Source organism: Streptomyces sp. NPDC043176 (genome assembly GCF_056436715.1).
Window position 1 is genome coordinate 452,184 of sequence record NZ_JBWKCA010000003.1, and the last position, 9,635, is coordinate 461,818.

8 protein-coding genes and 1 pseudogene are annotated in these 9,635 nt (G+C 74.6%); 6 read left to right on the forward strand and 3 right to left on the reverse strand.

What is annotated here, in order from left to right:
* Positions 1–188: 188 nt before the first annotated feature.
* Positions 189–1,046, forward strand: a complete 858-nt coding sequence (locus AC067A_RS07115) for a LysR family transcriptional regulator (protein ID WP_478615609.1) — start codon at positions 189–191, stop codon at positions 1,044–1,046.
* A 72-nt stretch (positions 1,047–1,118) separates the two neighbouring features.
* Here the strand turns inward: AC067A_RS07115 and AC067A_RS07120 are convergent, their stop codons facing one another.
* Positions 1,119–3,980 carry an FAD-binding and (Fe-S)-binding domain-containing protein gene (locus AC067A_RS07120; RefSeq protein ID WP_478615612.1) on the reverse strand — a complete coding sequence of 954 codons (2,862 nt, stop codon included), beginning with the start codon at positions 3,978–3,980 and terminating at the stop codon, positions 1,119–1,121.
* Between the two features lie 51 nt (positions 3,981–4,031).
* Here AC067A_RS07120 and serC point away from each other — a divergent pair, with 51 nt between their 5' ends.
* Positions 4,032–5,150 (forward strand): phosphoserine transaminase, encoded by a 1,119-nt coding sequence (gene serC, locus AC067A_RS07125; RefSeq protein ID WP_478615614.1) that lies wholly within the window; start codon positions 4,032–4,034, stop codon positions 5,148–5,150.
* Positions 5,151–5,280: 130 nt separating this feature from the next.
* On the opposite strand, the gene AC067A_RS07130 is transcribed toward serC, so the two are convergent.
* The gene (locus tag AC067A_RS07130) at positions 5,281–6,270 is read right to left on the reverse strand and encodes an SdiA-regulated/phytase-like domain-containing protein (RefSeq protein WP_478615617.1); all 990 of its coding nucleotides are present in this window, start codon (positions 6,268–6,270) and stop codon (positions 5,281–5,283) included.
* A 254-nt stretch (positions 6,271–6,524) separates the two neighbouring features.
* Here AC067A_RS07130 and AC067A_RS07135 point away from each other — a divergent pair, with 254 nt between their 5' ends.
* Together AC067A_RS07135 and AC067A_RS07140 are read left to right on the forward strand one after the other, a co-directional pair.
* Positions 6,525–7,376 (forward strand): alpha/beta fold hydrolase, encoded by an 852-nt coding sequence (locus AC067A_RS07135; protein ID WP_478615619.1) that lies wholly within the window; start codon positions 6,525–6,527, stop codon positions 7,374–7,376.
* Between the two features lie 230 nt (positions 7,377–7,606).
* The gene (locus tag AC067A_RS07140; RefSeq protein ID WP_478615621.1) at positions 7,607–8,296 is read left to right on the forward strand and encodes a GDSL-type esterase/lipase family protein; all 690 of its coding nucleotides are present in this window, start codon (positions 7,607–7,609) and stop codon (positions 8,294–8,296) included.
* A gap of 7 nt (positions 8,297–8,303) precedes the next feature.
* Here AC067A_RS07140 and AC067A_RS07145 read toward each other — a convergent pair whose 3' ends face one another.
* Positions 8,304–8,705: a carboxymuconolactone decarboxylase family protein gene (locus AC067A_RS07145; protein WP_478615662.1), complete on the reverse strand. Its 402-nt coding sequence runs from the start codon at positions 8,703–8,705 to the stop codon at positions 8,304–8,306.
* A gap of 120 nt (positions 8,706–8,825) precedes the next feature.
* Here AC067A_RS07145 and AC067A_RS07150 point away from each other — a divergent pair, with 120 nt between their 5' ends.
* Positions 8,826–9,368 carry a MarR family winged helix-turn-helix transcriptional regulator gene (locus AC067A_RS07150; protein ID WP_478615624.1) on the forward strand — a complete coding sequence of 181 codons (543 nt, stop codon included), beginning with the start codon at positions 8,826–8,828 and terminating at the stop codon, positions 9,366–9,368.
* A gap of 91 nt (positions 9,369–9,459) precedes the next feature.
* A pseudogene (locus AC067A_RS07155) lies at positions 9,460–9,635 on the forward strand (IS982 family transposase); the annotation flags it as partial.

Below are 9,635 nucleotides of genomic sequence, written 5' to 3' on the forward strand. Positions count from 1 at the left end.
TCCTTCGTACGACTCGTACCCGCTCCACCTGACCGGCCGATGCGGCAGTCCAAATAAATGGACTACAAGTTCAGGATAATGCACTACCGGTCGGCAGTCCTCTTGATTCCCCTCCCCCTCACGACCACGCTACGAGCCACCGCGCGTCACCGGAAATGCCGATTGCCCTGCGGTTATGCTCCGGACGCATGAGCATCGAGCTGCGTCACCTCCGCTGCTTCCTGGCCATCGCCGACGAATCCAGTCTGACCAGGGCGGCGGCCCGGCTCCACCTGACGCAGCCCGCCGTCTCCCGCACGCTCGCCGCCCTCGAACAGCACCTCGGCGCGCGACTCGTCGAACGCTCGACCCATCACCTCGCGCTGACGGCCGAGGGCCGCGCCTTCCAGGACCGGGCCGCCGCGGCCCTGGCGGCCTTCGAGGACGCCGTCGACCCGGCGAGGCTCCGCCTCCGTCCGCTGCGCCTGGGGCACGCGTGGTCGGCCTTCGGCCCGTACACCACCCCCCTGCTGCGGCGCTGGCAGCGCGAGCATCCCGACACCCCGCTCGAACTGATGCGCGTCGACGACCGCACCGCCGGGCTCACGCGGGGCGAGGTCGACGCGGCGCTGCTGCGCGGCCCGGTGGACGCGCCGGGCCTGGTCACCGAGGAGCTGACCACCGAGTCCCGGGTCGCCGCCCTCCCGGCCGACAGTCCCCTCGCCGAGCGGTCCCGGCTCACGCTCGGCGAACTCGCCGCCGAGACCGTCGTCCTCAACACGGTCTCGGGCACGACCACGCTCGCCCTCTGGCCGTCCGCCGCCCGCCCCGCGGCCACCCTCACCGTCGCCAACACCGACGACTGGCTCACCGCCATCGCCGCAGGCCGCGGCATCGGCGTCTCCTCCGCCTCCACCGCCGCCCTCCACCCCCACCCCGGCGTCGCCTACCGCCCCCTCCCCGACGCCCCCGCCCTGCCGGTGGTCCTGGCCTGGCGCGACGCGTTCCCCCACCCGGCGACGGCCGCGCTGGTCGCGATGGCGCGGGACATCGTCGGCGGCGCGTGAGCCCGCGCCCGCCGTCCCCGTACCCCCTGGGGGGCGTCTTGCCGATCCGGCCTGATCGGCAAGACCCGCTCCCTAACCCCCCTCTTCGCCGGTCCGCAGGCCCTCGTCCAGTCCCTCCGCGAGGAGTTCCGCGAGGTGGCGGCTCCGGGCGCCGGTGAGGTCGGAGATCTGGGTGCGGCAGGAGAAGCCGTCGGCGAGGACGGGGGTGGTGGGGGAGGCGGCGCGGAGGGCGGGGAGGAGCCGGTCCTCGGCGCAGGCGAGGGAGACGTCGTAGTGGCCCGGTTCGAAGCCGAAGTTGCCGGCGAGACCGCAGCAGCCGCCCGCGAGGTCGCCGGTGAGACCGGCGCGGGCGCGGAGGCGGCGGTCGGCGGCGTCGCCGAGGACGGCGTGCTGGTGGCAGTGGGTCTGGCCGGTGACGGGGCGGTCGAGGCGGGGTGGGGCCCAGTGGGGGGCGAGGGCCTCCAGGGCTTCGGCGAAGGTGTGGACGGCGGCGGCGAGGCGGGCGGCCCTCGGGTCGTCGGGGAGGAGTTCGGGGAGGTCGGTGCGGAGGGTGGCGGCGCAGGAGGGTTCGAGGACGACGACGGGGCCGGTCGACTCCGCCATGACGTCGAGGGTGCGGCGCATCACGCGCCGGGCCGCGCCGAGCTGTCCGGTGGAGACGTAGGTGAGGCCGCAGCAGACGCGGCCCGGTGGGAGCTCCACGCCGAGGCCGGCGTCCTCCAGGACGCGGACGGCCGCCTGGCCGACGTGCGGGGCGAGGTGGTCGGTGAAGGTGTCCGGCCAGAGGGTGAGGGCCGGGGGGCGGTTCGAGGCGCGGTCGGCGAACCAGGAGGCGAAGGACAGTTCCGCCACGCGCGGCAGGGCGCGTTCGGGGGTCACTCCGGCGAGGCGGGCGGCGAACGGCAGGCGCATCGCCGTGTTGAGGCCGCGTCCGAAGCGGGCGAGCCAGCCCGGCAGGCGGCCCATGGTCCAGTGCGAGCGGGGGCGGCGCCACGCGCCCGTCGGTCCCGCGTAGTGGCGGTCGAGGAACTCGGCCTTGTACGCGGCCATGTCGACGCCGACGGGGCAGTCGCTGCGGCAGCCCTTGCAGGAGAGGCAGAGGTCGAGGGCCTCGCGGACCTCCTCCGAGCGCCAGCCGTCGGTGACGACCTCGCCGAGGGCCATCTCGTGGAGGAGTCGCGCGCGGCCCCGGGTCGAGTGCTTCTCCTCCCCCGTCGCCCGGTACGAGGGACACATCACCTCCGGACCCGAACTCGGTCCGTCGACTCGGCACTTGGCCACGCCCACGCAGCGGGCGGCCTTCCGGCCGAGGCCCACCAGGGGAAGGTTCTCGAAGCGGAGGCCGGTGTCCAGCGGCTCGGGCCGGACCAGCATCCCCGGGTTCAGGCCCCCGTCGGGGTCCCACACGTCCTTCACCGCGCCGAAGAGGGCGACGAGCTCGTCGCCGTACATCCTGGGCAGCAGCTCGGCGCGCGCCCGGCCGTCGCCGTGTTCGCCGGAGAGGGAGCCGCCGTGGGCGACGACGAGGTCGGCGACGGCTTCGGAGAAGCGGCGGAAGTGGCGCACGCCCCGGTCGGTCCACAGGTCGAAGTCGATGCGGACGTGGACGCAGCCGTCCCCGAAGTGCCCGTACGGGACTCCCCTGAGGTCGAATTCGGCCAGCAGGGCGCGGAATTCACGCAGGTACGCGCCCAGTCGGGCGGGCGGCACCGCGCAGTCCTCCCAGCCGGGCCAGGCCTCGCCGCCGCGGGGCGTCCGCGTCGCCGTCCCGGCGGCGTCCTCCCGGATCCGCCAGAGGACCCGCTGCCCGGCCGGGTCGCGCACGACGACGGCGTCGACGGCGTCCGCCGCCCGGACGAGCGCCCGCGCCGCGCCCTCCCCGTCGACCTCGCAGAACAGCCAGGCCCCGCCCCGCGGCAGCCCCGCGGCCCCCCGCACGAGATCCGCCGCCATGCCCTCGACGGTCAGCGGCCGGTGCGGCAGAAGTCCGGCGGCCGCGTCCGCCGCCGCGCTCTCGTCGGCGTACCCGAGGACGACGAGGACGGGGTCGGCGGGCAGCGGGACGAGTGCCACCGTCGCCCGGGTCACCACTCCGAGCGTGCCCTCGCTGCCGCAGAAGGAGCGGACCACGTCGAAGCCCCGCTCCGGGAGCAGCGCGTCGAGCGCGTATCCGGAGATGCGGCGCGGGAGTCCGGGCGGGTAGCCGGTCCGCAGCAGGGCGAGGTTGCCGTCGACGAGCTCGCGGAGGCCGGCGGGGGCGGACGGGGAGCGGGGATCCGGCGGCGAGGACCGCGGACGGGAACCCGGCGGGGCGGGCTGCGAGCGGGTGTGCGGCGGGGCGGTCGGGACAGGGGGGCCGAGCGTCAGCTCCGCCCCCCGGTAGGTCATCACTTCGAGGGAGCGCACGTTGTCCGCGGTGGTCCCCCAGGCGACCGAGTGCGCCCCGCAGGCGTTGTTGCCGATCATGCCGCCGAGGGTGCAGCGGCTGTGGGTGGAGGGGTCGGGGCCGAAGGTGAGTCCGTGCGGGCGGGCCGCGGCGCGGAGCCGGTCGAGGACGAGGCCCGGCTGGACGACGGCGGTGCGGGAGGCGGGGTCGAGGGAGACGATCCCGTTCATGTGCCGTGTGAGGTCGAGCACCACGCCGGTGCCGGTCGCCTGGCCTGCGATCGAGGTCCCGGCGCCGCGTGCGACGACGGGGGTGGTGCCGTGGGCGCGGCACGCCTCCAGGGCCGCGGCGAGGTCGGCGGCGTCGCGCGGGGCGACCGTACCGACGGGAACGCGGCGGTAGTTGGAGGCGTCCATGGTCGTCAGGGCGCGGGCGGTGACGGAGAAGTCGACGTCGCCGGCGACGGCGGCGCGGAGGGCGGCGGCGAGGTCGGACGCGTGTTCCTGGTGTGTTCCCACAACCCCAGGATGTCCCAGTCCTCGTCTCATCCGGCGGACATCGGGCGACCGGCCCCTTCGCGACCCGATACTCTCCGCCTCGTGGCTGATATCCAGATTCCCGCTGACATCAAGCCCGCCGACGGCCGTTTCGGCGCGGGCCCCTCCAAGGTGCGTACGGAGGCGCTGGACGCCCTGGCCGCCACCGGCACCTCTCTCCTCGGCACGTCCCACCGCCAGGCTCCGGTCAAGAACCTGGTCGGCGAGGTACGTACCGGCATCAGTGACCTGTTCTCGCTGCCCGAGGGCTACGAGGTGATCCTGGGCAACGGCGGCTCCACCGCCTTCTGGGACGTCGCGACCCACGGTCTGATCGAGAACAAGTCGCAGCACCTCACCTTCGGCGAGTTCTCCTCCAAGTTCGCGAAGGCCGCCAAGCTGGCTCCCTGGCTCGCCGACCCGACCGTGATCTCCTCCGACCCGGGCACCCACCCGGAGCCGGTGGCCGAGGCGGGCGTCGACGTCTACGCGTACACCCACAACGAGACCTCCACCGGTGTGGCCGCCCCGATCAAGCGGGTCGCCGGCGCCGACGAGGGCGCGCTCGTCCTGGTCGACGCGACCTCCGGTGCGGGCGGTCTGCCCGTCGACATCACCGAGACGGACGTCTACTACTTCGCCCCGCAGAAGTCCTTCGCCGCCGAGGGCGGTCTGTGGCTCGCGGCGTTCTCGCCGGCCGCCCTGGAGCGCGCCGCCCGCGTCCACGCGTCGGGCCGGCACGTGCCGGAGTTCTTCTCGCTGCCGACCGCGATCGACAACTCGCTGAAGAACCAGACGTACAACACCCCTGCGCTGTCGACCCTGTTCCTGCTCAACGAGCAGCTGAAGTGGATCAACGGCCAGGGCGGTCTCGACTGGGCCGTGGCCCGGACGAAGGAGTCCTCGGACGCGCTGTACGGCTGGGCCGAGGAGTCCAAGTACGCGTCGCCGTTCGTCACGGACGCGGCGAAGCGCTCGCAGGTCATCGGCACGATCGACTTCGCGGACGAGATCGACGCGGCGGCGGTCGCCAAGGTGCTGCGCGCCAACGGCATCGTCGACACCGAGCCGTACCGCAAGCTGGGCCGCAACCAGCTCCGCGTCGCGATGTTCCCGGCGATCGACCCGGCGGACGTGCGGGCGCTGACGGCCTGCATCGATTACGTGATCGAGAAGCTCTGACCTTCCGGTCGCTCCGACCTTCCGGTCGTACGAAGGGCCCGGCAGTGGACGTCGTCCGCTGCCGGGCCCTTCGTCGTGGCGGCCGGCCGTGGCGCCGGCGGCCGCCGGGTGCCGGCCCGCCGCCCCGGGCTCAGCCCCGCCGCAGCAGCCGCTTGACGCCGAGGACGAGGACGGTGGCGCCGGCGAGGACGAGGAAGCCCGTGGTGGCGCTGCCCTGGCCGTCCTCCGCGGCGGACGCCGAGGGGGACTTCGGCCCGCCGGCCGGTGCCTCCGTCGGCTTGTCCGACGGGGGCCGGGCGTCCGTGCGGTCGACGCGGACGACCCGGCTCCCGCGGCCCTCGGAGCCGAACATGAGGGCCGAGCCGTCCGTCGTGTACGTCACCGACTCCGCCTGCCCCTGGAAGGGGGCGCCGACGGAGGTGCCGTCGTCGCCGAGGCGGCCGTCCTTCCAGGCGTACTCCTTGGCGCTGAAGTAGCCGCGCAGGACGAGCCGGTCACCGGCCGGCGAGAAGGCGCCGTCGGTGACCCAGGGGACCTCGTCGACGCGGCGGAAGACGTTGGTGCCGGACGGGGTGAGGCGTTCGGGACCCGCGTAGAGGCCGCCGCCGTCCTCGTTCTTGCTCGCGATGTAGACCCGGCCGGTCTTGGGGTGGACCATCAGGGCCTCGGCGTTGCGGGGCCCGTCGGCGTACTTCACGTCGTACTGCGCGGCCGTCACCGTCTGGTCCTTCAGGACCTCGGGTTCGGGGAAGCGGTAGATCCAGACGTGGTCCCAGGATCCGTCGAGGTTGTCGCCGATGTCGCCGACGTAGATGTCGCCGTCCGGGCCGACGGCGATCGCCTCCATGTCGCGGGGGGTGCCGACGCCCTTCATCGTCAGGGTCGCGACCGTCTTGCCCGTACGGGAGTCGACGCCGTAGATCAGGGGCGCGTCCTGGTCGTTGTGCGTCCAGTAGATCCCGGGGTGGGCCCGGCTCGCCGCGAGGCCGCTGGACTCGGTGATCCGGGCGTCCTCGATCGTGAAGTCCCCGTCGGGTTCCTGCCCTTCGGCACGGGCATGGCCGGCCGGGAGCAGCACCAGGGCCGCCGCCGCGCCGAGGGCGCACAGAGCAGATCGCATGGCCCCAAGCCTGCCACGGCCCCGATCCGGACGCCGGGCGACGTGTGCGGGGTGCGGGGTGCGGGGTGCGGGGTGCGGGGTGCGGGGTCCGGACGCGGGTGGTGCGGTACGTCCGGGGGTGGTGCGGACGCCGGGCGACGTGGCGCGTCCGGCGGGGTCCGGACGCGGGTGGTGCGGACGCCGGGCGACGTGGTGCGTCCGGCGGTGGCGAAACGCTGTTGACCTGCTGCGGACGCCCTGTCATGGTCGCGCGCATGCTCACTTTCACCGCGCCCGACGGCACGGAACTCGCCTACCACGTCTCCGGCACCGGCACCGGGGAGCCGCTGCTGTGCCTGCCGGGTGGCCCGCTCCAGGACTCCGCCTATCTGGGAGACCTCGGCGGCCTGGCCGCCCGCCGGCCTTTGGTCCGGCTCGATCTGCGGGGCACCGGCGGCTCGGCGGTGCCGGCCGACCCGGCCTCGTACCGCTGCGACCGGCTCGTGGAGGACGTCGAGGCGCTGCGCGCGCACCTGGGGCTGGAGACGGTCGACGTGCTCGGGCACTCGGCGGGCGCGAACCTGGCGGCGCTGTACGTGACCCGCCACGCGGCGCGCGTCGGCCGGCTGGTGCTCGTCACGCCGGGCGCGGCGGCCGCCGGTCTCGACACGAGCGGCGAGGAGCGGCTCGCGGCGGCCCGGCAGCCGTGGCGCGAACGGGAGCCGTGGTTCCCGGAGGCGTACGCGGCGCTCCAGGAGCTCGCGGCGGGGCGCGGGAGCGCGGCGACGTTCGCGGCGGTCGCGCCCTTCTTCCACGGCACCTGGGACGAGGCGGCGCGGGAGCGGCACGCCGAGAGCGACCAGCGGCGGAACGCCGAGGGCGCGGCCGTCTACGGCGGCGAGGGCGCCTTCGCGCCGGAGGCGACCCGTGCGGCGTTCGCCGCCTTCGACCGGCCGGTCCTCGTCGTCGCCGGAGAGGGCGACGCGAACACGCCGGTCCCGACGGCCGCCGCGTACGCCGCCCTCTTCCCGAAGGCCGAGCTCGCCGTCCTGGCGGGGGCCGCTCACTTCCCCTGGCACGACGACCCGGAGCGCTTCGCGGAGACGGTCGGCGCGTTCGTGTCGTAGACCGCGCCGGGGCCGGGGGCGGGGGCCGGGGGGGGGCGGGGGCCAGGTCGGGGCCGGAGCGAGAGCCGGGTCGGGGCCAGGTCGGGGCCAGGTCCGGGACGCCCCGGGGCCAGGTCCGGGACGGCCCGGGGCGGGATCGGGGGCCGGGTCGGGGCCAGGTCCGGGGCGCTCCCGGGCTCGTGTCCCGGATCACGTCGCAGCCCCCGGACGCGGTCCGCGATGATATGACCATGCGTTTTCTGTTCGTCGGCGACAGCATGACCATCGGGCGCGTCGGCGACTGGACCTGGCGGCATCGGATGTGGCAGCACCTGGAGGCCACACTGCCGGGCCGGTACGAGATCGTGGGGCCGCGGACGGGGCTGTACGACCCGGCGGCCGCCGACGAGCCGGCGGGCGTCGAGGCGTACGCCGACCCGGACTTCCCCGCGCCGGCCCGGCGCCATCTGGCCGGCTGGGGCGAGGGCTGGCTGCACATGGCGCCGGTGATCGGCGAGACGGTGGCGGCCACGGGGGCGGACGTCCTGCTGATCTCGCTGGGCCTGATCGACCTGGGGTTCTACACGAACAGCGACCAGACGGAGGAGAACGTCCGGGCGTTCGTCGCGGCGGCCCGGGCCGCGAACCCGCGCGTGCGGGCCGTCCTCCTGCCGGTCATCCCCAACGTCCGCGCCGGCTACGACGCCGCCTTCGCGGCCGAGTGCGCCCGCTTCAACGAGCTCCTCGCCAAGGCGGTGGCGGACCTGGACACGGCCGCCTCGCCGCTCCTGCTGGCCACGGTCCCGGAGTCGTACGCCCTCGACGCCGACACCTACGACGGCACGCACCCCGGGCCCACCGGCGAGCACAAGCTGGCCTCCGCCTTCGCCGACGCGATGCACCAGGCGTGGGGGCTCGGCGGCCCGTACACCGCCCGCTGACCGCGCGTCAGGCGGCGCGGACGAGGCGGTTCGCGAAGGTCGACAGCGTGTACGCGCCGACGCCCAGGACGACCTCGAGGGCGTTGCGCCGGGTGTAGCCGGCCTTCTCGAAGGCGGCCAGGTCCGCGTCGCCGACGGCGCCGGAGGCGGCGAGGACCCGGAGGGTGAACGTCCGCACGGCGGCCAGGCGTTCGGGGTCCGGGCCCGGCCCGAGGGCGGCCGTCTTCGCCTCGTGCATGTCGACGCAGAGGTGGCACTGGTTGCGTTCGGCGACGGTCAGGACGACCGTCTCGCGGGAGTGCGGGTCGAGGGTGGTGGACTCGAAGATCGCGCTGAGCTTGAGGAACCCGTCGAGGGTCTCCGGGGACTCCTTGAGGAGGGCGACGGCCGCGGCGGCGCGAGCGGACATGCTCGCGGGCACGTCCGCGACGGCCGCCGCGGACGGGTTCGAGGGTGCGGACGGGCCCGAGGGCGCGGACGGAGCGGTGGATGCGGACAAGGCTGTTCCCCCTGCACTAGAATCGACAACATGGTTGACCATGCCGCTGAAGAAAACGTAAACCAGGTTGTCGATACTGGCAAGGGGGTTTCCCCTGCGCCGCCCGCCGACGGCCCCGGCTACGAACTGCCCCTGCTCCTCTTCGGCGGCTTCCGCACGCTCATCGACCGGCTGCACGCCCGCCTCGCCACCCAGGGCCATCCCGACATGCGCCCCGCGCACGGCTTCGCCATGCAGGCCGTCGGCTCCCGGGGCGCGACCGCCAGCGAGATCGGGCGGCGGCTCGGCGTCTCCAAGCAGGCCGCCGGCAAGACCGTCGACCGGCTGCTCGCCCTGGGGTACGCCGAGCGCGCCGACGACCCGACCGACGCGCGCCGCAAACTGGTCCACCTCACCCCCCGCGGGTACGACGCCCTCGCCCGGTCCGCCGCGATCTTCGACGAGCTGCGGGCGGAGTGGGTCGCGGCGCTCGGCGCGGAGCGCGTCCGTGACATGGAGGGCGCCCTGCGGAACGTCGTCCCCGCCGAGACGGCGTTCCGCCTGGACGCGACCAGCTGGCTCGGCACCCCCTGACCGGCCCGGCCCGGCCCGGCCCGGAGCGGCCCCTAGACGAGTAAGTCCGAAGTCTTCGGGCGCATGAAACGAGGGTCTCGTTGGTTCGTGTGTGACGACAAACCTCGAAACCCTCGCGACTGCACTGTACGTGAAGATCGATGACTCTCTGGCAGGAACGCGGCGGACAGGCCGTCCGCCGAGGCTGACGGATGCCGAGCTGTTGACGCTCGCGGTGATGCAGGCCGTGCTCGGCTTCGCCTCCGAGGCCCGCTGGCTGCGCTTCGC

Bases quoted from the DNA above. Each gene is read 5' to 3' on its own strand.
- AC067A_RS07115 (WP_478615609.1), top strand. From the start codon at position 189: ATGAGCATCGAGCTGCGTCACCTCCGCTGCTTCCTGGCCATCGCCGAC.
- AC067A_RS07120 (WP_478615612.1), bottom strand. From the start codon at position 3,980: ATGAGACGAGGACTGGGACATCCTGGGGTTGTGGGAACACACCAGGAA.
- AC067A_RS07130 (WP_478615617.1), bottom strand. From the start codon at position 6,270: ATGCGATCTGCTCTGTGCGCCCTCGGCGCGGCGGCGGCCCTGGTGCTG.
- AC067A_RS07135 (WP_478615619.1), top strand. From the start codon at position 6,525: ATGCTCACTTTCACCGCGCCCGACGGCACGGAACTCGCCTACCACGTC.
- AC067A_RS07140 (WP_478615621.1), top strand. From the start codon at position 7,607: ATGCGTTTTCTGTTCGTCGGCGACAGCATGACCATCGGGCGCGTCGGC.
- AC067A_RS07145 (WP_478615662.1), bottom strand. From the start codon at position 8,705: ATGTCCGCTCGCGCCGCCGCGGCCGTCGCCCTCCTCAAGGAGTCCCCG.
- AC067A_RS07150 (WP_478615624.1), top strand. From the start codon at position 8,826: ATGGTTGACCATGCCGCTGAAGAAAACGTAAACCAGGTTGTCGATACT.